The sequence below is a fragment of the Terriglobia bacterium genome (genome assembly GCA_020073185.1).
GTDB lineage: Bacteria > Acidobacteriota > Terriglobia > Terriglobales > Acidobacteriaceae > JAIQGF01.
On the sequence record JAIQFT010000011.1, the window covers coordinates 47,808 to 70,306 of the forward strand.

A 22,499-nucleotide genomic window follows, 5' to 3' on the forward strand; every position below is an offset into this window, starting at 1 on the left:
ACTTGCTGAAGTGCTCTTTACGCCCTTGGGCTCTCGCCTTTAGAATCACAGCAGGCCGACGTAGCTCAGTTGGTAGAGCAGTCGATTCGTAATCGACAGGTCATCGGTTCAAGTCCGATCGTCGGCTCCAGAATCCCAGCGATTAGCGAGTAGGGCGTTTAGGAATTGCTGTAGCCGCCAAGGAACGTTCTTTGAAGGGGCACGGCTTCAGACGTGCCCTCGTCGAGGCGCTTTGGAAATCCATCCGGCTTTAGCTGCTGAGCGACTGCTTCACGGCTACACGATGTCCCAAACCCGTCTAGCTCTTCTAGCTCATTCTGTTTCTCCTCTAACTTTCGGTATGTTCCTGTCAAACTCATGGAGCGGACCAGTGTGTTCCCATCGACTCGTCACGCGGTACGCGTTTCAAGATTGGTCACAACGCTTCACACCATTGCGAATCCAGCTCAGTGCTAACAGCTGACCGCTAATCGCCAATTGCAATTCAGAGCACAAACGAAAAGGCCACCCAGCAACGCAGGCGGCCTTTTCTTTTAGGGAGAATAGTTCCTCACGGAGGGTTAGCGCCGTCAGAAACTTTTTCTGGCGAAATCTTATGAGCGGCGATTGGGGGTGTCAAGGATTTTTTCCAAATTAAATCCCTGTATTTTCAACTACTTACGCGATAATCAAAAAATACTTGCCGGCCGTGAAAAACCCCCGATTTCACCGCCGGAACCGCGAAAGAGCACGTCAAATCAGTGATTTAGGCCCGCTCAGAGGGAGGGGAGGCCCAATTCGGGAGTCCTTACCGCAGCTTCAGCTCGATGATTTCCACGTCCCGCGAACGATCGAACACGCGGTCGGGGAAAAGCCGCTTCGTCAAGATTCGAATGCCTCCGAACGCGATGCCTGCGACCAGTGCCATGCCGATAATGATAACCGTCAACAGCACCACGCCGCCCAGCAACGTGCCGACGTTGTCGCGTGGCGACAGTCCGGTGCGCTCGTTCCAGGTGACTTCAGCGTCGTAATTCACCGAAGCCAGCAACGACTTCGCCTCCCGCTGGCTGATCGCGCCAGTCACAATCGCCACCAGTGGTCCGCTGCGCTTGGTGAGGAACAGCGTCGATCCGTCCTGCGGCAGCGGGTGCGTCGCATCCAGCGCGCGCAGACGATCGCCGGCGATCTGCGGCGTGGGATAAGAAATCAGCGTCAGCGTGGCGGTGCCCCGTCCGGAGTTGTACTGACCCTGCGCCAACTCCGCGCCGCGTTCGAACTCAACCTGTTCCGCCGCTATAGGCGCGCTGATGTTGGCCAGCCCCAGCGGTCCCACCACGTACTTGGCGGTGTTGGGAACATAACCCTGCCGCGGCAAGTACATCGGCAGCGAGGGCAGATTGCGCGCGCTTCCGGTGGGCAAAGGAATGTTGCCAGCGAGCTCACGCAACTCCGCGGCCGACATCGGGGTCACGCGGTCAAGCACCGCCTGCATCAGCACGTTGCCGCGGTAAAACAACACGCGGTCGTTGGCCGACGCCGCCTGGTCGCCGATCTTTTCGGTCTGCATTTCCGGGGCCTTGTAGAAGGTGAACGCCCCATAAGCGCCGCTGGCGTCCTTAAACCGGATGGCCATGACCTGCAGCTTGCGGTCGGGCCGGGTGTAGGTGGCGTCTTCGAAATCGTCGAAGCCGTATTCCCTCAACAGCTCGGAGTTGATCTTATCGGCTTCGGCGGGGTTGGCGCTGGTGCGCGCCGGGACACTCTTCTGCCATCCGGCAAAAGCGCTCGGCAGCAGCGAATCGGGCTTGGCCTTGGGATTGGCTGCCGAAGCCGGCAGCAACCCGACCAACAACAAAATCGGTGCCACAAAAATGCGCTTCATCGACACGGAAAGTAATCTACAGCAGTTCCGCTATCGCTGTAGCCACGGATCCTACGGTGGAAGCACCGGCCCTTTAGGCCGGTGAATCGGGCTCCCGCAAGAGGCCGGCTTCAGCCCGGTGACAGCACCTGCGGAATCGCTGTAATCCTTCTTAATTAGACTACAGACGCGGCAGGAAAGTTTCCAGCCGGTCGAGTTGCGAGCTGCGTTGGAAACGCAAGCACGGTGACATTGCGGGACAATAGCGGGTTGTACCTTACGCTACTCGTTGTTCGACGTTGCGGGGATGGTTGGTGGAGGGGTGGCGGAAGAGACCGGGCCGTCGAGCTTGTTCGCTTTCGAGGCTACCTTCAGTCCGCTCAGTCCGCTGATGTACTTGGCCGTCCCGCGGTACAGTGATTCCGCGATCTTCTGCCGGTACGCCGGCGTTTTCAGCCGCTTGGCGTCCCCGGGATTGCTGACGAAGGAAATCTCCGCCAGGATAGACGGCATATTCGCCCCGATCAGCACGATGAACGGCGCCTTCTTCACCCCGCGATTGCGCAGCCCGCGGTTCGCCAATCCGATGTACAGCGCTTGCTGCACGTCCACCGCAAACTCACGCGATTCCTCGATCTTGTCCTTCAGCGTGATCTTCTTCACCAGGTCCTGCAGCTCGTGGATGGACTTCTCCGACACCGCGTTCTCCCGTGCCGCCACCTCCAGTGCGTCGGCCGAGGTGGTGAAGTTCAGGTAGTAGGTCTCGACCCCGCGCGCGGAACGATCGCCGCTCGAATTGGCATGAATCGAGATGAACAGATCGGCCGCATTCTGGTTGGCGATGGCGGTGCGCGTTTCCAGCGGTATGAAAGTGTCGTCGTCGCGCGTGTAGACTACTTCGGCGCCCAGGCGCGACTGCAGCAGTTTGCCCAGCCGCATCGCCACGTCGAGCACCAGGTCTTTCTCCAGCAGCCCGTTAGGACCGATGGTGCCGGTGTCATGCCCGCCGTGGCCTGCGTCCACCACGATGCGCCCGATCTTCAGCCCCAGCGCCCGGATCAGCGAGCGCTCGCCATTGGCCGTGGGCCGTGCTTCATGGCTGGCGGGCAGTTCTGGCGCCTTCTTTCTCGCACTCGTCTTGGCGTGCCTGCTTGACACCGCCGCAGGCTCCTTGACCGGGGCGGCGTCGGTAGCGGCCGTCTTCGATACCGACGCGACCTTGGGCGGATTCAGCTTGGCAACTTTCTGCGCCAGGGCGTCGAAGGAGACATCGCTAGCAGCTTTGTCAGCCGCGATCTCGCTCGTGGTCGCACGCGGCTTCTTATTACCGAGTGGCTCTTTGCGCGTGACCTCCAACGGCGGCCCAGGTTTCCCGGCTGGCGGCCCGGGAGCCCCCTTGACGGTCGGCTCTTCAGGTTCTCCCGGCGCAGGCTTGGGCGGCTCTGCTTTCGCCGTCTTCTGCGGACTCTTGCCGTGCACGTCAATGATTAGCCGGTAAGGATTGGGCAGCAGGAAGGCGGAATACTCCGCCACCTCGTCCATCTCCAGTACCACCCGCGTTTCTCCCGGCTGATATTGCGCCACCCGGATCTTGTGCAGGAAACCGTCTTCCACGTCGAAGGACTTGCCCACCAGGGTGGACGCAAGCTTGGTATTGTGCAGGTCGAAGAAGACGCGGTCGGGATTGGGGACGCGACCGGCCCCGTAGCGCACTTCCTCTTGCAGATCAATCGCTACCCGCGTGTAATCCGGCGTGGACCAGTGGCGTCACTATGAGCCGTGGCTCGAGCCGCTCAAACCGCGCGCCTCCGACGCCAGTTCGCTATGCGGATAGCGCTTCAGGAACTCCTCGAAGCTGGCGTGCGCCTGCTCGGCGTCTTCCAAGTCGTCTTTGTAGATCTGTGCGATGGTAAACAGCGCCGACACACGGAAGCGGCTGCCGGGATACTCGCGCCGCAGGAATTCGTACTGCGCGATGGCCGCGCGCAGCGATTTCTCGTCGTTAAGCTGGCGGCCCGACTCGGCCAGCAGTTCGGCGACGGCGACCACACCTGCATCCGCCTTGTTGGAGGTCGGCGCCGTGTAATAAACGGCGCGGTAGACATCGATCACCCGGTTGTAATCGCGCCGCGTGCGTTCCGAGACGGCGCGTCCGTTCAGCGCCTCGCGCATACGTTCGGCCTTTTCGAACTGGGTGCGCGCCGCCTGCTTCTTCTGCGCGACCGTGCGCTTGGCGGCGACCGGCACTGCGAACGTCAACGCCAGCGCCATTGCCGTTATCGTGATTGCCCGTGCTCTGGTCCTGATCACATTGGTGCCCTGGGCGACCCTACCGCCTGCCGAGAAACCTGGTTCCTGACCGCCGATTCCTGACTCCCGTCATTCCGTGTTCGTCATCCGCAGCACACCATCCTCGCCGCGATACATATGGACGGGCGCGTAGTACGGCCCGAACGTACGACCTCCCTGATTCCAGTATAGATCGGTGATTTTCTTCACGTAATTCTGCGTTTCCGCATACGGCGGCACGCCGCGATTGCGCGCCACTGCGCCCTCGCCTGCGTTGTATGCCGCCAGCGACAGCCGCACGTCGCCATTGAAGTTATTCAGCAGGCGCTTCAGATGACGCACCCCGGCATCCACGTTCTGCTGCGGATCGAACGGATTGCTGACGCTCAACTGGCTGGCGGTGTGCGGCATCAGTTGCATCAGGCCCATCGCGCCCTTGTTCGACACCGCGTTGGGATTGAAATTCGATTCCACCTTGATGATGGCGCGCACCAGGTTGGGGTCAACGCCGTTCTTCGACGCGGCCTGTGCGATCGTGGAATCGATCTCGGCGGCGCTCACCCGATAGCCCCGGGCCAGGTTCGCATAGTTGGGGTTGGCGGTGGCGGAAGAAGCGCCCCGCGGACGAGCCGCAATGTAGCCCCGCACCTCGTCGGCGGCATTGTACGCCGCTCTCATCGCCGCCGGACTCGGCGTCGGCACCGGCTTCCAGCGTCGCTCGGTGTTGCTCCAGTACACCAGCACGCTACGGCGGGCGCGTGGCCGCGATGCCGAAGCCTCCGGCGCGGATCCGTTGACGTAAATCTTGCGGCCATTTTCCTCGACTGCGATGATGCCGCCTCCCTGCGTCCCCGCAGACTTAGCGGCTGCGGGCGGCGCCGCTTCATCAGAGCCGGAAAAAGAAAAGGCGGGCAGAGCCAGAAGGCCCAATGCCCCGAGGGTCAGCAGCGCTAACCATACGCGCTGCACGGGCTGGTGCAGGTGTTCAGGCATTTCATCCCTCCGCGCGGCGGCTGACGGCCAACCAACTCCTCCGCGCTACACCTACCACGGTCGTCGGCACACTGCTGTGCGCCGCGACGCCCTACGCCCGGCGGAGAAAATCAATCCAGAGTGCCGCGATTATGACACGCCCACCCTTGCCATTCAATCGGTTGTTACATGGGAATCAGGGGGGTGAACAGCGGGAATTCCCCGGCAAAACCGGCACGACTGCCGCTGCACAACACGAACGGCGTTGACCAAAGGACAGCAGCTTTCTGGTCGCAGGCCGGAAAAGCCCGTCAGCAGCAGCTACTCTGGCTTTGCAATTCGCCCGTCCAGTCACTTACCCTCTTGGCATGCCGTGCTCAAGTAGCTTCGCCTTCGCCGCGTGGATCCCGGAAGTGGGACAGGTGTTCGAGAGATGGCCATGGCTGGCGCCTGTCATCTATCTCATCGCCGGGCTGCTGGCCGGCTTGATCATCGAAAAGACGGTGTTCGCGTACCTTGTCCGGCTGGTCAAAAAGACGCGCTGGGTAGCCGACGACCTCATCCTGAGCGCGTTCCGCAACCTGCCCCTGCTTTGGTGCTTCCTGGCCGGCGCCTACTTCGCCAGCAACAGCATCGAGTTGTATCCCCGTTGGGAGAGATTGGTCGAGCACGCCATCCTGGTGCTGTTCCTGGCATCGCTTACGTTGGTGGGTGCCCGCATCGCAGCCACGCTGGTGACGCTGTACTCGCTGAAGACGGAAGGCCTGATCGCCTCCACCTCCATCTTGCGCAACCTGACGGCGCTGGCCGTCGTCATCTGCGGCGTGCTGGTCATCCTGGATACCCTCGGGATTTCCGTTACCCCGATCCTTACTGCGTTGGGCGTTGGCGGCTTGGCTGTGGCCCTGGCGCTGCAGGACACGCTCAGCAATCTGTTCGCCGGCATCCAGCTCCTGGCCTCACGCCAGGTGCGGCTGGGCGATTACATCAAGCTGGCCAGCGGCGAGGAGGGCTACGTCACCGACATTCGCTGGCGCAACACCGTGATCCGCGCCCTGGCCAACAATGCCATCCTCATTCCCAATTCCAAGCTGGCTTCCACCATCACCACCAATTACTACATGCCCGAGAAAGAAATATCGGTCCTGGTGGAGGTGGGCGTCAGCTACTCCAGCGATTTGGAAAAAGTGGAGCGCGTCACCGTGGAAGTCGCGGCGGATGTCATGAAGTCGGTTACCGGTGGCATTCCCGAAAACCAGCCCTTCATTCGTTACCACACCTTTGCCGACTCCAGCATCAACTTCTCGGTGATCCTGCGTGGCAAGGAATTCACCGACCAGTACCTCATCAAGCACGAGTTCATCAAACGCCTGCAAAAGCGCTACACGCAGGAGGACATCAACATCCCGTTCCCGATTCGTACCGTGTACATGCACGCGGAAGATTCGACGGCCCAGAAGGCAGCCGGCGCAGCGTAAACGCGGCGCCCGCTGAGCGGTTCACAGTTTCAGCACAGCTAACACGTTGGTGGTAGGCTCCAGCTTGTCTTCGATCACTTCAGCGATCACTTCAGCAGCGACTCCACCACCGCGTACACGCTGCCCAGCGCTTCGTCCAGTGCCGCCGCGTCTTTTCCGCCGGCTTCGGCAAGATCCGGCCGGCCGCCGCCTTTGCCCCCGACTTTTTCTGCCACCGGGCCGATCACCTTGCCAGCCTGCACGCGCGTGGTCAGGTCCTTGGTCACGCCGGCCACCAGCGCCACCGTGCCGTTGGAAGCCGAGCCAACAACCACCACGCCCGACCCCAGCTTCTGACGCAGGTTGTCCACCAGGGTACGCATCTGCGCGCGCTCCAGATTGTCGGCCCGATGTGCCAGCACCTTGACGCCATTGACCACGCGCACCTTGTCTTCGATGGACGCCGCGCCCGCCGCCGCCGATTTCATCCGCGCCTGCTCCAGCTCTTTTTTCAGGCGCTTGATTTCGTCGTCGCGCGCCGTGATCTCGTGCCGCAGCGCGGTGGCCAGCGAGCCGCTTAAGCTGCTCGTTCCGGCAATTGTCGCAGTTAGCTTGCCGGAGCCGCTTAGGTGGGCAGTTACGCGGCTCGTTCCCGCAATTGTTGCGGTAAGGTTACCGCGCACCAGCGTGCGCGCCACGTGCTCCAGTTCGTGGTCGGCGCGGAAGTGCCGCAGCGAGCTCTCGCCCGCCACCGCCTCGACGCGCCGCACGCCGGATGACACGCTGCCCTCGTCGAGGATCTTGATCAGCCCGATCTCGCCCGTCGCCGACGTATGCGTGCCGCCGCAAAGCTCGGTGGAGAAATCTCCGACCTTGACCACCCGCACCCGGTCGCCGTACTTCTCGCCGAACAGCGCCATCGCTTTGTACTCGTTGATGGCGACGTCAATCGGCACGTCCTCGATCACTTCCACCTTCTGGTTGCGCAGCACTTCCTTGTTGACGATGTCCTCGATCTCCTGCAACTCCTCGTCTTCCACGCCCACGAAATGCGAGAAGTCGAAGCGTAGCCGCCCGGGCGACACCAGCGACCCCGCCTGCTTCACGTGCGGGCCCAGCACCTGGCGCAGTCCCGCGTGCAGCAAGTGTGTCGCGGTGTGATGGCGCATGGTCGCCCAGCGCTTTTCCGTATCCACCGCGGCATCCACGCGATCGCCGACTCGCAAGTCTTCGCGCGCGATCGCGTAATGCGCGCGCACGCCCTGCACCGGGTAGTAACAACTCTCGACTTCGGCGACGACCATGCCGCGTCCCGGCGAATACAGCCACCCGCGATCGGCGACCTGGCCGCCGGACTCGGCGTAGAAAGGGGTTTGGTCGAGGATGACCTCACCCTGCTCGCCTTTCTTCAGCTCCTGCACGCCCTGTCCGTGGCGGATGAGCGCCAGAATCTCGCAGCCGGAAGCTTCGGTGGTTTTGTATCCGACAAATACAGATTGTTCCCGAAACGATGACGTGTACACATTTAACGGCTTGCCATCAACCTTACCGGTTCCGACAGCTTCGGGCTTGTAAAACTCATCGAGGAATTTTGTGTACACAGGGCTTGCCGTTTGCTTGGCAGCGCCCTTCCAAGATGCCTGTGCGCGCGTGCGCTGTTCGGCCATGGCGCGATCGAAGCCTTCACTGTCAAGAACGATTCCACCGTCTCGACACGCATCCTGAATAAAGTCGAGGGGTAAGCCAAACGTGTCGTATAACTTGAACGCTTTTTCGCCCGAGTAGACGACTGTGCTCCTCGGCTCAAGCGTGCCCCAAGCTTCTTTCTTGAGCCCTAACTGTTCCAGCCCTTTCTCCGGCCGGGCCGATAAGTGGCGCTCCGCGATGAGAGGGGCCAGGTCGGCATCTAGGCGCTTCAGACCTTCGTCAACAGTACGAGAGAATCGTTTCTCTTCCTGCAAGACAGTTTCGGCAACGCGGGGTACACTCTCTTTCAATTCCGAATACGCATCGCACATCACCCGCGTAACCTCATGGACCATTTTGTACAAAAACGGCTGGGTGTGGCGGAGCAGGCGACCGTGTCTTATGGCTCGCCGCATAATCTTTCTTAAAACGTATCCACGCCCTTCGTTTGAAGGCACTACTCCGTCGGAAATGAGGAAAGTCGTGGCGCGCGAATGGTCAGCAATGATCCGAAGCGATGCCTGATGTTCGCTGCCGGAGAGAATGTCGGACAGAGGAGTTTTGTTACTATCGGGGAATAGCATCCCCGCAGCTGCGCCGATCAACGGCACGAACAGGTCAGTGTCGTAGTTCGACAGCTTGCCTTGCAGCACTGCCGCCAGCCGCTCAAGGCCCGCCCCGGTGTCAATCGAAGGCTTGGGAAGCGGGTTCAGCACGCCGGCGGTGTCGCGGTCGAACTGCATGAACACCAGGTTCCAGATTTCGACGTAGCGTCCGCACTCGCACCCAAATTTGCAATCGGTGTGTGCCTGGTCGCTCGCCGCCGGGCCCATGTCGTAGTGGATTTCGCTGCACGGGCCGCAGGGGCCGGTGTCGCCCATCTGCCAGAAATTGTCTTTTAGTCCGAACTCGTAAATCCGCTCCTTGGGCACGCCCTGCTCGTGCCATAGGTTGTATGCCTCTTCATCGCGCGGCACCACGCCTTCGCCCTTGAAGATGGTGGCGTACAACTTGTCCTTCGGAATCGCGTACCACTCGGGCGAGGTGATCAACTCCCACGCGTAGGCAATCGCCTCGCGCTTGAAGTAGTCGCCAAAGGAAAAATTCCCCAGCATCTCGAAGAACGTGTGATGGCGGTTGGTGAACCCGACATTCTCCAGATCGTTGTGCTTGCCGCCGGCGCGCACGCATTTCTGCGACGTGGTGGCGCGGTTGTAGTCGCGCTTCTCCAGCCCCAGAAACACGTCTTTGAACTGGTTCATGCCCGCGTTGGTGAACAGCAGGGTGGGGTCGTTGGCGGGCACCAGCGAAGACGAATGCACCTCTTTGTGGCCGCGCTGGACGAAGTAGTCCAGAAACTTGCGCCGGACATCGTTGCCGCTGAGCATGTGTGGGGCCTGCTTCAATTCCGGGAGCTGACGAATGAAGGCTTAATTCTAGCAGGTGTGGCGCGGGTCTCTGACCCGCGAGTGGCACACGCGCCCTCGCGCGCGCGGTGGAAGCGTATCGGGCTTCAGCCCGGCGATTCGCACGACAAGAGAGAGTGGGCTTCAGCCCTGGCGACCATTGCGGCTAAGCCGTTGACGCCGCGCGGCCCCAACTCAATTGGCTAGCTTTATCGCGGCGAGTTTCTTGACGATCTCCACGTCCTCAGTTCCTTTCACCTCAATGCGCACGGCGGTGCCTTCCGCGTAACGCTTCGCTTCCTTGATGAGCTTGATCGCCGGTTTCGGCAGACCGCTTGCGAGCGCCGCCTTCACCGCCTTATCGCCCAACGCGAACGACGCCTGAAAACAACCGTGAAAGGGCGAGAGATAGACAATATTGCGGTCGCCGTGCTTCAGCCGCAGCGACCAGCCCGCTTTCTTGGAGTAAGAGTTCCACTCCTGCGAAAAGCCATGCTGAGCGGTTATATCGCTCACCAACTGATCCCACCATGCTTTGCCTGCGCCCAACTCTGCGCCAAGCTCCGCTTCCGTGGGTTGCTTCGATTTTCCGACAAAAGCATTTACCGCTCCTGTGGTCATTGCTCTTCCGACTCCAGGGCGGTCAGGACCTCCTCGTCCACGTCCCACTTCTTCAGGATAGAAATAATGGTGCGGGTGCCGAATCCGGCGCGGATCAGCGAGCGAAAAACGCGCGCCGCCTGCTTTTGATCGGTGGGTCTTTGCAGGCGCTTGCGGCGGAGGTATGCCCGCGCCTGCGTCTCTTCGTTCACGCCGTCATAGACACCGGCGACCGCTTTGTCGATAACCTCGGAATGCACGCCTCGCGATCTCAACTCGGTGATCACTCGGCGGCGTCCGAACTTGTCGTTTTCGCGCCGCAGGGAAGAGTAGGTTGAAGCGTACTGCGCGTCGTTCAAGTAGCGCTGCTCTTTGAGCTTGGCAATCACCAACTCGACCAGCGCCGCGCCCAGTTCGTCCGCTTCCACCCGCCGGCGCAGCAGGCGTTTCAACTCCGCAACCGACCGCATTCGTCTTCCGAGCGCGCCCACCGCGTATTCGTACAGCCCGGCCTCATCGTTGAACTTTTTCGCGCGACCGAATGCCATGCCTCGTAAGGTATCAAAGATCAGCGCACAGGGCACAAGGGAACGCAGAACGAAAAAGGCCGCCCGTTTCCGGACAGCCTGATGCCTGCAGCTGCCGCCTATCTTCCGTAGCCCCCTCTGCCTGCCTGCGACATCTCGTCGCGCGTTGACTCCGCGGTGCCGCTGATGCCCTGCACCCGCAGCTTGAAGTCGTCCGGGTTGGAGGCGTTTTCCAGCGCGGTTTCGTAGGCGACCAGGCCGTGCGTGTAGAGATCGTAGAGCGACTGGTCGAAGGTCTGCATGCCGTATTGCGAGGTGCCGGCCGCGAGCGCTTCCTTGATGGTGCGCGTCTTCTCCGGCACGATGATGCACTCGCGCACGTAGGCGGTGGAGATCAGCACCTCGACCGCGGGGACGCGCCCGGCGCTGTCGCTGCGGCGTACCAGGCGCTGGCTGATGACAGCGCGCAGCGTGGCCGCCAGTTGTAGCCGGATCTGTTTTTGCTCCGGCGGCGGAAACACGGAGATGATGCGGTTGATGGTTTCCACCGCGTCCAAGGTGTGCAGGGTGGAAAAGACCATGTGGCCGGTTTCGGCGGCGTGCAGCGCGGTGGCGATGGTTTCCAGGTCGCGCATTTCCCCGACCAGGATGACATCCGGGTCTTGCCGCAGGCTGGCCCTCAGCGCCGAGGAGAAGGACGGCGTGTCCACCTCGACCTCGCGCTGGTTGACGAACCCCTTCTTATCGCGGTGCAGGAATTCGATTGGGTCCTCGATGGTGATGATGTGCTCCGGCCGGGTAGAGTTGATCTTGTCGATCATGGCGGCCAGCGTGGTGGATTTGCCGGAGCCGGTTACGCCGGTGACCAGCACCAGGCCGCGCGGCATGTCGCAGACCTGTTCCACGATCTTCGGCATGTAGAGCTCGTCCAGCGGCCGGATCTTGGTGGGAATGACGCGCAGCACCAGCCCGACGTTACCGCGCTGCTGGAAAACGTTGACGCGGAAGCGTCCCAGGCCGGCGACGCCGTAGGCCATATCGAGTTCGGCGTTCTCTTTGAATTTCTGTTTCTGCCGGTTGGACATCATGCTGAAGGCCATGTTCAGCATGTCCTCGGCGGTAACCCGCGTCTGGTCGGTGAGCGGGACCAGTTCGCCGTCGACGCGCACGTGCGGGTGGTTGCCCACCTTCAGGTGCAAGTCCGACGCCTTCCGGTCCATGGCAATGCGCAACAGATCGTCGATTTGCATGGAACGATTCCCAATTCGCTGCTTGCGGCCAGACGGTATCACGGAAAGGTGCCATGAACAAGGCTCAGGGCCAAGCCAGAAGCGCACGCCTTGCCGTCACCTCCGCGTGGTCTACGAGGTCTGGTCGAATGAAATCTGCAAGATCATCTTGTCCAGTTCGGCGCCGGCGGCCTCGCGTTTGCTGCGCAGCTCCTTCATCAGCTTGCGCAGTTCGGCGAGCCGGTCTTCCTGCGCGTTCAACTGCCCGGTATAACGCTGCAGCAGCGTTTTTTCTTCGGCAGTGCCTTTCAGCGCCTTCATGTTCTCGCGTACGCGGCCCTGGTCGGCGGCGATGGAGTCCATTTCCTGCTGATCAGAGCGCAGCTCGTTTTCGAAACCGCTGATCTCCGATTTCTTGTCCAGGATGCGCCGGAAAGCCTGTTCCAGTTCGGGTTTGACGGCGCCCTCGCGCACCAGCAGTTCCACCTGGCTGGAGTTGAGGTTGCTGAGCGCCAACGTGGTGCTGTCGGGATGGTGTTCCTTGACGGTCAGCTTGGCGGTATTTCCGGCTTCGACTTTGACCAGGAAACGATGATAGGACGCGGTGGACTCCTCCGGCTTGAGGTCTTCCGCGAGCTTCCAGCCATCGCGCGCCGGGTGCTCGATGACCACGGTCCGCGGCGACGTATCGGAATTGCGCACGACGTAGGTTTCGGAGCTTTGCTCTTCGCGGGTAATGCGCATGATGCCCTTCGCCACCACCACGCGGCTGACTTTCTTGTTGTCGAAATCGTCGGTGGAGTGCACGCGCACAGCGGTGTCACTGGCGTAGGAGATCAGGCGACGCTCGCTGGGCTTGAGCGCGGCGATGAGCCCTTCGCCGGCAAAGGTGCCGTCCTCGACCACGCTGAACGTGCCGGCATCCAGGGTCAGGCCACTGCTGTTGGTCAGCCATAGTGCGCGGTCGGCGCGCTCGCGCGAGCTGTTCCAGATGCTGACTTTTTCCGCGTCCACGCGGGCGGAGATGATCGGCACCAGGGCGGACTGGTTCTTGCCGATGGTGATCTTGTGCTGGATATCGTACTGGAACAGGTCTCCGGTGGGGCTGGCACTGGCCTCGGATTCCAATGCTTCGATGGCGGTGTCGAGGTTGGCCGGTTGGGCCGAAACCGTTACCGTCTCCATGGCCGATCCTACGTTCAAGACCGCATTCGAATTGACCGATCCGCCACCAAGATTGACATTTGATTGATACGGCCTGAATCCAGGCGAATTGACCGTGACCGTGTAACGCCCCGGTGCCGCGCCGAAGAAGCTGTAAGCGCCATTGGAGTCGGTTCGGACGGTCTGCGAGGTTCCGGTCGCATTGTTGGTGATAGTGACGTTTGCATTGGAAATCGCTGCGCCGCTGGGATCGGTAACGTTACCGTAGAGCGATACGCCGCGGCCAATTCCGCCGCCGTACCCGGGACCGATTCCGCCGCCACTTCCGGAGCCGACACCGCCGCCGACCCCGCCACCCACGGGACCGCCGATGGGCGGTGGAGGCGGTAGGGCTGGGGCGTTCATGTTCATGGTGGCTTCGTAAGTCTGCGGAGTTTGGGAAACATTTTCCGGCAACGCCACCACCGGCCGGCGGACGTAGTAGGGCTGCGAAATCTCTTGGATAAACGATTGCGGCGCGCCCGCCACGAGGGAAAGCTGCACGTCCTTCCAGTCCTCGCCAACCGTGTTGTCCACGATGGCCCAGCCTTGGAGCAGCGGCTTGGCCTCGGTCTTCTTGCGTAAGACAATGCGGTACGTGCTCTTCCAGACCGGCACTTCGCTGATGTAGCTGATGAAAACGTCGCGCTCGCCGGCGCCGGCGGTCGAGATGACCATGCGGCGCGCGCCTTGGCCCCGCGCCGATCCGATGACGTTTAGGTAGCGGCGGATTTCCTCGTTGAGGTCGCGATCCGCAACCCGGACTGATGTGGCTGGGTTGAGTTCAAACGTGCGTAGCTCACCCGTGTCGGTGATCACCCCGATGTCTGTGACTTCTTCCTGCAACTCTCCCTTGGGACTCACCCGCTTACGCTGCTCGACGCTGACCAGTCGTCCCGCGGCGCCGCCGCTGCCGCTGCGCACCTCGATTCGCGTACCACGCAGCGCTCCCAAAAATTCGGCCCGCGTGGTCTGCTCGCCGAACGGGAGGCGTAGAGACTTCAGGCGCTCTCCGATCGGCGCGACCGAGTCGTAGCGCACGCCGGTGACGCGTCCCTCGCCGAGATCGACTACGGTCAGTGACTTCAGCACGTCGTTCAGTTGTGCGCTGGTGAAATCGAGGCTGAGTTCCTGATTGCCGCGCACCCGTCCGGTGTGTTCGAAGTAGCCGACGCCGTTTTTGTAGAGCACGACCCGGCGGACCGGCAGCCGGGTAGGAGAGCTTTCGCTGACATTCGACGTTGTCGGTTTGGCAGCTTGCGCCAGTACGCTTACGCTGAGTGACACCACGAGCAGGGAAGCACTGAAAATGCGTCGCATACGTCCTCCCTTGTTTCGAATGGCGAACATCATAAGCGGATTGCCCTTAGGAGGAACGCCGAATCGGCAGCTTCTTGCGCGGGCCTGAAGCCTGGCGCCTGAAGCCTGAAGCTTACATCGTGAACGGCTCATCGGCGCTGCCGCCGTAGATGCTCGGGACCTTGGAGCGCATCGGGCGCAGGTAGGTGGAGAGCTGGCCGCGATGATGCGCGCTGTGGTTGTTCACCATGATCAGGTACTGGAACACCGGCAGGCTCATGACGCCGAAAAATGGCACCGGGGTCAGCAATTGCTCGGGCGTCATGTCGCGCACGCGCTTGATCGCCTTGGGCAGGTTCTCCTGGTAGTACTTCAGGATTTCCGCAATCGTCGCCGGGGCGGGCAGCGCCGGCGTCATCTCGATCTTCATGTCGGCGATCTTGTTGAGGAAGGCGACGTCGTCGCTCGCGATGTGCCACGCCAGTTCGTGCGCGTTGCGCGATTTCGGATCCGGCTTGTAGCCCTTGCCGGCTTCGGGAATGCTGCCGATGACTTTCAGGGTGGTCTTCATCTCCGCCGCCATGGTGGACAGGATCAGCTCGCGATAGGCCGTGACAAATTCCGGTGTGATGGCGGACTGGGTTTCCATGATTGCCTCCTGAAATGAGACTTGCCATTGTGCGCGGCGCGTCGCGGCAATGCAAGTCAACGCGCCGGAACTGAAAAGCCGGGGCGCTCGGCCCCGGCTCTTCCTAACTGAAACTCGAAACCGAAACTACACTCCCACCGCCTGCGGCGCGTTCTTCTTCACCGGCACCGGCGTCAACCAATGGTAGCGATCCAGTTCGGTACCGTTGACGATCCCGAAGAATTCCTTCTGGATGGCCTTAGTCACCGGGCCGATCGCGCCTTTGCCCACGCTGATTTTGTCCACCGAACGGATGGCGGTGATCTCCGCCGCCGTCCCGGAGAAGAAAACCTCGTCGGCGATGTACAGCATCTCGCGCGGGATGGGCTGCTCGACGATGGTGATGAGGAGGTCTTTGGCGATGCGGATGATCGAATCGCGCGTGATGCCTGGCAGCACCGAGTTGCCCAGCGGCGCGGTGTAGAGGTTGCCCTGGCGCACGACGAACAGGTTCTCGCCCGAGCCTTCGCTGACGTAGCCGTTGGCGTCCAGCGCGATGCCCTCGACGTAGCCGTTCAGGATGGCTTCCATCTTGATAAGCTGCGAGTTCATGTAATTGGCGCCGCTTTTGGCCATCGCCGGCAGGGTGTTGGGGGCGATGCGCGTCCAGGAGGAGACGCAGACGTCCACGCCTTCCTCGGCGCCGTGCCCAAGATATTTTCCCCACGGGTAATTGACGATGTAAACCTCAATCGGGGTATTGAACGGGTTGACGCCCGCCTCGCCATAGCCCCGCAGCACCAGTGGGCGGATGTAGCAGGGATAAGCGTTATTGACGCCGACCAGTTCGACCATAGCGTTCACCAGTTCGTCGCGGGTGAACTCCACGTTCATGCGATAAATTTTTGCCGAGTCCAGCAGCCGTTGCATGTGTTCCTGCGCGCGGAAAATCGCCGGGCCCTTGGGCTGGGCGTAGCAGCGGATCCCCTCGAACACCGACGAGCCGTAATTGACCACGTGCGACATGACGTGGAGGTGGGCTTCATCCCAGGGAATCAGTTTTCCGTTGTGCCAGATCTTCTCGGTCTTCTGAATGGCCATGTAGGACCCCCTTCATTCGACGTATCTGCCGAGTCTTTGTCATCAGGCGCACTGGCGCACTTCTACCTGCCGGCAGTCAGGTCAAAATCGGCTTTCCAGAGTGCGATGCACGCGCGGATGTTACAGGCCATTATAGCCGAGGTGTTTGCCCGCCCCGGCACAGAAAATGTGCGTCACTGAGAGGAGTGAGGGACGGCCTTGCGGACGCCGCCATCTCCTGAGTTCAATGGTCACCCAAAGTGCTGCACTTGGTGGAAGCGCCGGGCTTCAGCCCGGCGCTTCCACCAAAGGCTGAAGCCCGGCACATCCACCAGTTCGCAATTTTCACAATGTAGGAAGTCAGCTTCTGACTGCTACCGGGGCCCCGGGCTTCTCCGCTGCCGCCTTTTCCTGCTCTCGTTTCATCTTGGGCAGTTCGTCGCCGCGGAAGAACTTCGGATTCTGCTTCATCGCGGGCATGGCGGAGAAGGGCTTGCTGTAATCGTTGCGCGCGTTCCAGAACAGAAAACCGATGCCGCCGTTTTCCTTGGCCACCTTGACTTGCGTCTCGACGTACTGCGGCGAATAACTCGGCGTCTTCCAGCCGAACGCCTGCAACCACGGACGCAGCACCACACCGGTGCCGTCGGTGACCTTCTTGAAGCGCTCCATGGATTCCGAGATGAAATGCTCGGGCGCGTCGCCCGGGATCTTGTAGCCGTCCATGCCGAAGAAGTGCGAGGGGTAGATCATGGGCGAGAGCACGTCGCAATGCTTCGCCATCTGCGCGATGTCCTGGCCGGTGTGCGCCAGGTCAATCGGCCGCTGCCAGGCCATGACGCCGAACACGTCGAGCGAGAACAGCGCCTTCATCGGGTGCAGTTCGGCATAGGCCTTCGCCAGGAAATCGGTCAGGACGTCGCTGCGGCGCGTCGGCTCGGCCGCTATCGGTTTGCCGTCCGCTCCCTTGGTGGCGTGGCGCAAGGGATGAGTCTCGAAGTAGAAACTGGCGTCTCTCTGGTCGCCCTCGGCAGGGAAGCGCACGTAGTCAAACTGTACCTCGTCCACCCCGTCGAGCGCAGCCTGCCGCGCCAGCGCGATGTTGAACTGCTGCACCTCCGGCTTGGAGGGGTCGGTCCAGACCAGCTTGCCGTTCTCGCGCCACGCCCCTCCGCGCGAGCGCGATTGCACCGCCAGTTCCGGATGTAAGGTCACCAGCTTCTCGTCGCGAAATATCGCAATACGAGCAATCGCGTGCATGCCCTGCTGGTGCAGCCAGCGGGTGAATTTCGGGAGATTGGGGATGTACGGGCGCGGCCCTCCGGTGTTCAGCGGGTGCTGGAAAGGGATGTTGACGATGCCGTCGCTGTCCTTGACGTCGAACACGACCGCGTTGCCGCCCGCCGCGCGCCAGCGCTGGATCAGGTTCATGCCGTTGACGCTGCCCGCCATGATGCCGGTCAGGTAAATCGCGCGCACCTCGTAACCGCGCACCACCGGCACCGGCTGCTGCGTGATTGCCCCCTCCATCCCGGGGATAATCAGCGTCGCGCCGGGCTTGAGGGCGATGCCCTTGATGCCGGTGTTCCTCTCCCGCAGCGCCGCTTCCAGTTCGGCGCGCGTCATAAACGAGCTCTGGGCCAGGTATTTGTGCACCACTACGGGCACACTTTCACCCTTGGCGACGACGTGCAGCACCGTTCCCGCCGGCGCAACCGCCGCGGAGTCGATCTTGGGCGGCGGCGTGGGCGTCGAGACTGCCGTGGCAGTCGTTTTCGGATGCGCTAATCCGTGGTTCGGAGTCCACGCTCCGGCGGATAACATGATGCCAGCAAGCAACAAGAGGCTGATGACGCTGATAGCGAGGCCGGACGACCTGGACATGTTCTCGATCCCGTTACTAGTCTGTGTCGAATCGTAGCATGGCAATTCTGGACGGGAGACGCCGATCTGTGTACTGAGCGGGTTACGCATGGCCGTGTCCTGTGGAAATTCACCCGCTCACTCCCATTCTGGGCGGTTTGTCCGTTGCGCAAGATGCTGCAGAACTAGGCGCTCCCGGCTTTGTTGCGCGCCGATCAATCGCCTTCGCAGCGCGTGCATCTAACTGATTGTGGGGATGGAGAACGGCGCCGGCGATGACATCCGGCACTTCCAGATCGCCGCGTGAACAACTCAAGGTCCGGTTTTTCCCATCTCATGCATAAGTCGAAGCCTCCGATTGAGGAGTTGGGCCCCTTGAAAGCTGGGGATTATGAAGACCGGCATTAATGCAACACTGGATCCGAACCGCCGCGGTGGCGACGCGCTGGATTTCGAAAATGCTCTCCGCCGCAAAATCGTGGGACAAGATGCCGCCGTCGACCGGGTCGCCGAAATTTACCAGATGTTTCTCGCCGGCCTGAACCCGCCGGGACGTCCGATGGGAAACCTGCTCTTCCTGGGCCCGACCGGTTCGGGCAAGACGCGTGTGGCGGAGTCGGTGGCGGAAGCCCTCTTCGGAGACGCGCGCGCCTGTATCAAGATTGACTGCGCCGAGTTCCAGCACTCTCACGAAATCGCAAAACTGGTCGGATCTCCCCCGGGATACCTCGGCCATCGCGAGACGCATCCGCTGCTCACCCAGGAAGCGCTCAACCAGTGGCAGACCGAAAAGCTGAAGCTCTCGCTGCTGCTGTTCGACGAAATCGAGAAGGCTTCCGACGCGCTCTGGCAATTGCTGCTCGGCATCCTCGACAAGGCCACGCTCACTCTGGGCGATAACCGGCGCGTGGATTTTTCCAGCTGCATCATTATGATGACCTCCAACCTCGGCGCCGGCGAAATGAACGAGCTCATGCTGGGCGGCATGGGGTTCGCGCCGAAGCCGATTGCCATCGACAATAAGTTCGACGAGAGGATCAACCGCAGCGCGGTGGAAGCGGCGCGGCGTAAGTTCTCCCCCGAGTTCATGAACCGCATTGACAAGGTGGTGGTCTTCAAAACTCTGCGTCCAGAGCACCTGGAGCGCATCCTGGAGATCGAACTCGGCATGGTGCAGCAGCGCATTCTGCAGTCCACGGGCAACAATCAGTTCGTCTTCTCCTGCACCTCCAAGGTGAAGCAGTTCGTGTTGCGCGAGGGTGCCGACCCGAAGTACGGCGCGCGCCATCTGAAGCGCGCTATCGAGCGCCATGTCGTGTTCCCGCTGGCCAACTTGGTCGCCACCGGCCAGATCAAGCTCGGCGACTTCGTGCGCATTGACATGAACCCCGACGGCCGCATGGTCTTCGTCAAGGAAGCCGAGGGCGCGCTGGTGCCGGTGCTGTTGGAGAAGTACGGCCCCGAGTTTGTCACCCCGACCGCCGCGCGCGCCACCCGCGCCGCAGCGCGCCGTGAAATGGGCGCTCCCTCCCTGGGCGATAAATAATTCTTTTCTTACGGGTCGTGACGAAAACGCCGCCCTTTTCGCGCTACCTTCGCAAAGCGGCCTGGATTCCCGCCTCCGCGCACCCAATGCGCGCCGCCGTACTGCGCTCGCATCGTCACATTTCTTCCGTATGTACCAAGACGGTATCTCCCTCTGCGAACAAACTCGGGGTTATCTTGTGCCACAGGCGACGCCAGTGCAGGGCTGCTTGCGGAGGTTCGCGGCCAAGATGGAGCGTTACGTCTGTGTTCATTGCCACTTCTACCAGCCACCGCGCGAAAACCCGTGGTTGGCGGCGATCGAGTCGCAGGATTCCGCCTCTCCCTACCACGACTGGAACGAGCGCATCGCCGCCGAGTGCTACGCGCCCAACAGCGCCTCGCGCATTCTCGACGGGCAGGGACGGATCGCAAAAATCACCAACAACTATTCGCGCATCAGTTTCAACTTCGCTCCTACGCTGCTTTCCTGGCTGGAAGAGAAGGCGCCGTGGACCTACGAGCAGATTCTCGCCGCCGATCGTCAAAGCCGGGAATTGTTTTCCGGGCATGGCGCCGCCATGGCGCAAGCCTACAACCACCTGATCCTGCCGCTGGCCAGCCCGCGCGACAAATACACCCAAGTCCTTTGGGGCATGCGCGACTTTCAGCACCGCTTCGGGCGCGATCCGGAAGGCATGTGGCTGCCGGAGACGGCCGTGGACGTCGAAACCCTGGAGTGCCTAGCCGCGCTCGGGATTAAGTTCACCATCCTGGCGCCGCATCAGGCGCAGCGCTGGCGCAGCCGGCCCTGGGACGAATGGACCAACCTTGATGGCGGGGCCATCGATCCCACGCGCGCCTATCAATGCAACCTGCCCTCCGGCCGGGCCATCAGCCTGTTTTTCTACGATGGCCCCATCGCGCACGCCGTCGCCTTCGAAAAACTACTCTTCAATGGCGAGAATTTCGCGCGCCGCTTGCTCACTGGCTTCAATGACGGGCGGAACTGGCCGCAGCTGCTGCACATCGCCACCGATGGCGAGACCTACGGTCATCATCATGCGCGCGGCGACATGGCTCTGGCCTACGCGCTCGATTACATCGAACGCCATCGCCTAGCCCGCCTGACCAATTACGGCGAATATCTCGCTCAGCATCCTCCCACCCAGGAAGTGGCAATCGTGGAGAAGACGTCCTGGAGTTGCGTGCACGGCGTCAGCCGCTGGGAAGCCGACTGCGGCTGCAATTCCGGCACTACTTCCTGGAACCAGCAGTGGCGCCGTCCCCTGCGCGACGCGCTGAACTGGCTGCGCGACCATTTGGCGCCCCTCTACTATTTGCAGGCGCAGCCGCTCTTGCTCGACCCCTGGGCCGCGCGCGATGACTACATCCGCGTCGTGCTCGATCGTTCTCCCTGGAATGTCGATGATTTTCTGGCCCGGCACGGCTTTCCCGGGCTGTCCCGCGAACAGCAGGTACGCGCTCTGAAGCTGCTGGAAATGCAGCGCCACCTCATGCTGATGTTCACCAGTTGCGGCTGGTTCTTCGACGAGCTGACCGGCCTGGAGACGGTACAGTCGCTGCAATACGCCGGCCGCGCCCTGCAGCTCGCCCAGGATCTGCTGGCCGTCGATCCCGAGGAAGAATTTCTCCGCCGCCTGGAGCAGGCTTGGAGCAACATCCCCGGTTTCGGCAACGGCCGCCAGGTTTACGAACGCTTCGTTCGCCCGGCTATGCTTAACTTGGTGGAAGTGGGCGCGCACTACGCCATCAGTTCGCTCTTCGACGGTTATCGCGGGCGCAGCTACGCCTACTGCTACAGTGTGGATTTGCTGGAATCGCGTGTGTTGGAGTCGGGCAAGGCCAGGCTCGCCATCGGCCGCGCCGAGATCAGTTCACGACTCACCCGCGAGCAGATGACGGTCACCTTCGGGGTGCTCCATTTCGGCGATCACAACCTCACGGCCGGTGTTCGCCCCTTCTCCGGCGAGGACTCATTCCGTGCCCTGACCGGAACCGCCACGCGCGCCTTCAAGTCGGCCGATCTCCACGAATGCCTGCGCGTCCTCGACCACCATTTTCCGGGCGCTACCTTTTCGTTGAAATCGCTGTTCCGTGATGAGCGGCGCCGTATCGTCTCGCAAATCGTGAACTCGACCCTCGGAGAGGCCGAGTCCGTGTACCGCCAGGTTTACGACCAGCATGCCCAGTTGATGTGCTTCCTTTCGGAACTGCACATGCCGCTACCCGGCATCCTGCGGGTGACCAGCGACTTCGTGCTGGACCGCGCGGTGCGGCGCGCCCTGACCGATCGCGATGTCGACCTGGAGCGCATCCGCACTCTCGTCGAGACCGCTTCGCGCGATAACGTCCAGCTCGATGTCCCGGCGCTGCAGTTCGCCTTGCGCGAACGCCTGAACGCGCTCGTGGACCAGTGGGCGCTGAAGCCCGCCGATCGCGATCTGCTGGAGACGGTGGCCGCCGTCGTTTCCCTGGCCCGCGTCCTGCCCTTCGAGGTGGACTTGTGGAAGGTGCAGAATGTTTACTACCGCCTGTTGCAGGGAATCTCCGCCGATGCCCTCGCACGCGACACCTCCCCTGCGTGGCTGGAACACTTCCAGCAGCTCGGTGAATGCCTGGGAGTTATCGTGCCCGACACGGCATTTCTCTGCCCGCGTCTGCCCGGCCAAGTGGACGCGGCTCCCGTGCGCGATGATGCTTGCCGCAGCATGATCGGCTTGTCCACCGCCGCTCACCGCCGCTACCGCCAATCCCAAAGCCTCTGACAAATGATGGTCGTCCAGAAGCTGCCGCCCCGCTGCGGCACTTTTCGCTTCGGCACTTTTCGGCGCGGGTTCCGCTTCCGGATGTGAGCCGAGCCAGATGTGAT

Annotated in this window: 13 protein-coding genes, 1 tRNA gene and 1 pseudogene; 4 read left to right on the forward strand and 11 right to left on the reverse strand. The window is 61.7% G+C overall.

The features are described 5' to 3' along the window. Window positions 1-54 precede the first annotated feature (54 nt). Window positions 55-130, forward strand: a tRNA-Thr gene (locus tag LAN64_05380). 657 nt (window positions 131-787) lie between these two features. Here the strand turns inward: LAN64_05380 and LAN64_05385 are convergent. The 3 genes and pseudogenes from LAN64_05385 to LAN64_05395 all read right to left on the reverse strand — a co-directional run bounded on the left by LAN64_05385 (window position 788) and on the right by LAN64_05395 (window position 4,810). Then, window positions 788-1,849 (reverse strand): hypothetical protein, encoded by a 1,062-nt coding sequence (locus LAN64_05385; protein ID MBZ5567269.1) that lies wholly within the window; start codon window positions 1,847-1,849, stop codon window positions 788-790. Window positions 1,850-2,125: 276 nt separating this feature from the next. Further along, window positions 2,126-4,114, reverse strand: a pseudogene (locus LAN64_05390) (N-acetylmuramoyl-L-alanine amidase). 108 nt (window positions 4,115-4,222) lie between these two features. Next, complete coding sequence (locus LAN64_05395; GenBank protein MBZ5567270.1) at window positions 4,223-4,810, reverse strand: lytic transglycosylase domain-containing protein; 588 nt, start codon at window positions 4,808-4,810, stop codon at window positions 4,223-4,225. Window positions 4,811-5,472: 662 nt separating this feature from the next. Here LAN64_05395 and LAN64_05400 point away from each other — a divergent pair. Continuing rightward, window positions 5,473-6,582 carry a mechanosensitive ion channel family protein gene (locus LAN64_05400; GenBank protein MBZ5567271.1) on the forward strand — a complete coding sequence of 370 codons (1,110 nt, stop codon included), beginning with the start codon at window positions 5,473-5,475 and terminating at the stop codon, window positions 6,580-6,582. A gap of 86 nt (window positions 6,583-6,668) precedes the next feature. Here LAN64_05400 and alaS read toward each other — a convergent pair whose 3' ends face one another. From alaS to LAN64_05440, 8 genes are all read right to left on the reverse strand, one after another. Next, complete coding sequence (gene alaS / locus LAN64_05405) at window positions 6,669-9,635, reverse strand: alanine--tRNA ligase (protein ID MBZ5567272.1); 2,967 nt, start codon at window positions 9,633-9,635, stop codon at window positions 6,669-6,671. Between the two features lie 213 nt (window positions 9,636-9,848). After that, a complete protein-coding gene (locus LAN64_05410; GenBank protein MBZ5567273.1) occupies window positions 9,849-10,202 on the reverse strand; it encodes a DUF3788 domain-containing protein in 354 nt (117 codons plus the stop codon). 68 nt (window positions 10,203-10,270) lie between these two features. Then, window positions 10,271-10,801, reverse strand: a complete 531-nt coding sequence (locus tag LAN64_05415; GenBank protein MBZ5567274.1) for a recombination regulator RecX — start codon at window positions 10,799-10,801, stop codon at window positions 10,271-10,273. A gap of 98 nt (window positions 10,802-10,899) precedes the next feature. Further along, window positions 10,900-12,030, reverse strand: a complete 1,131-nt coding sequence (locus LAN64_05420; GenBank protein MBZ5567275.1) for a type IV pilus twitching motility protein PilT — start codon at window positions 12,028-12,030, stop codon at window positions 10,900-10,902. Between the two features lie 111 nt (window positions 12,031-12,141). Continuing rightward, window positions 12,142-14,532: a carboxypeptidase regulatory-like domain-containing protein gene (locus tag LAN64_05425; protein MBZ5567276.1), complete on the reverse strand. Its 2,391-nt coding sequence runs from the start codon at window positions 14,530-14,532 to the stop codon at window positions 12,142-12,144. A gap of 112 nt (window positions 14,533-14,644) precedes the next feature. After that, complete coding sequence (locus tag LAN64_05430) at window positions 14,645-15,160, reverse strand: DinB family protein (protein MBZ5567277.1); 516 nt, start codon at window positions 15,158-15,160, stop codon at window positions 14,645-14,647. A gap of 126 nt (window positions 15,161-15,286) precedes the next feature. Beyond that, on the reverse strand, window positions 15,287-16,240 hold the full coding sequence (locus tag LAN64_05435; protein ID MBZ5567278.1) for a branched-chain amino acid transaminase: 954 nt from the start codon (window positions 16,238-16,240) through the stop codon (window positions 15,287-15,289). A gap of 339 nt (window positions 16,241-16,579) precedes the next feature. Further along, window positions 16,580-18,103, reverse strand: coding sequence for a putative glycoside hydrolase (locus LAN64_05440; protein MBZ5567279.1), 1,524 nt, complete (start codon window positions 18,101-18,103; stop codon window positions 16,580-16,582). A gap of 370 nt (window positions 18,104-18,473) precedes the next feature. Here LAN64_05440 and LAN64_05445 point away from each other — a divergent pair, with 370 nt between their 5' ends. Both LAN64_05445 and LAN64_05450 read left to right on the forward strand, forming a co-directional pair. Then, window positions 18,474-19,628: an AAA family ATPase gene (locus LAN64_05445; GenBank protein ID MBZ5567280.1), complete on the forward strand. Its 1,155-nt coding sequence runs from the start codon at window positions 18,474-18,476 to the stop codon at window positions 19,626-19,628. Between the two features lie 229 nt (window positions 19,629-19,857). Then, window positions 19,858-22,395: a DUF3536 domain-containing protein gene (locus tag LAN64_05450; protein ID MBZ5567281.1), complete on the forward strand. Its 2,538-nt coding sequence runs from the start codon at window positions 19,858-19,860 to the stop codon at window positions 22,393-22,395. Window positions 22,396-22,499: the final 104 nt, after the last annotated feature.

What these genes read in the sequence shown, in the direction of transcription:
- LAN64_05415 (MBZ5567274.1), bottom strand. Translation starts at nt 10,801, where the DNA reads ATGGCATTCGGTCGCGCGAAAAAGTTCAACGATGAGGCCGGGCTGTAC.
- LAN64_05440 (MBZ5567279.1), bottom strand. Translation starts at nt 18,103, where the DNA reads ATGTCCAGGTCGTCCGGCCTCGCTATCAGCGTCATCAGCCTCTTGTTG.
- LAN64_05435 (MBZ5567278.1), bottom strand. Translation starts at nt 16,240, where the DNA reads ATGGCCATTCAGAAGACCGAGAAGATCTGGCACAACGGAAAACTGATT.
- LAN64_05420 (MBZ5567275.1), bottom strand. Translation starts at nt 12,030, where the DNA reads ATGCAAATCGACGATCTGTTGCGCATTGCCATGGACCGGAAGGCGTCG.
- LAN64_05450 (MBZ5567281.1), top strand. Translation starts at nt 19,858, where the DNA reads ATGGAGCGTTACGTCTGTGTTCATTGCCACTTCTACCAGCCACCGCGC.
- LAN64_05425 (MBZ5567276.1), bottom strand. Translation starts at nt 14,532, where the DNA reads ATGCGACGCATTTTCAGTGCTTCCCTGCTCGTGGTGTCACTCAGCGTA.
- alaS (MBZ5567272.1), bottom strand. Translation starts at nt 9,635, where the DNA reads ATGCTCAGCGGCAACGATGTCCGGCGCAAGTTTCTGGACTACTTCGTC.
- LAN64_05445 (MBZ5567280.1), top strand. Translation starts at nt 18,474, where the DNA reads ATGAAGACCGGCATTAATGCAACACTGGATCCGAACCGCCGCGGTGGC.
- LAN64_05400 (MBZ5567271.1), top strand. Translation starts at nt 5,473, where the DNA reads ATGCCGTGCTCAAGTAGCTTCGCCTTCGCCGCGTGGATCCCGGAAGTG.
- LAN64_05430 (MBZ5567277.1), bottom strand. Translation starts at nt 15,160, where the DNA reads ATGGAAACCCAGTCCGCCATCACACCGGAATTTGTCACGGCCTATCGC.
- LAN64_05395 (MBZ5567270.1), bottom strand. Translation starts at nt 4,810, where the DNA reads ATGAGAGCGGCGTACAATGCCGCCGACGAGGTGCGGGGCTACATTGCG.